We start from the raw sequence: 218 nt of genomic DNA, 5'->3' as shown, positions 1-218 counted from the left end.
TTAGATTTTTGACTTACTGTACCACTTTTAACTATTGAATTTGTTGGTATATATCCAAATTCTTTTAGTCTTACCCACCCAAGAGTAGGTATTTTGACCCTATGCCTTTCAATAGTCCAATCAGTCTTATTATTCTTAGGGAAATATGCTTTTACATCTTGATTTTTCTCTTTCTTGAACTTAGGAAAGCCTTTAGCACCTTTAAAAAAGTCTTTAAA

1 pseudogene is annotated in these 218 nt (G+C 30.7%); it reads right to left on the bottom strand.

Features of this window, described 5'->3' with window-relative positions:
• Window positions 1-218 (bottom strand): annotated as a pseudogene (locus KGF36_RS20055) (RNA-guided endonuclease TnpB family protein); the annotation flags it as partial.

The organism is Clostridioides sp. ZZV14-6009, from assembly GCF_020658095.1.
In the GTDB taxonomy this organism is placed as follows: Bacteria; Bacillota; Clostridia; order Peptostreptococcales; family Peptostreptococcaceae; genus Clostridioides.
Note: the sequence above shows the minus strand (reverse complement) of the source record. Positions and strands in the feature narration are given on the sequence as shown.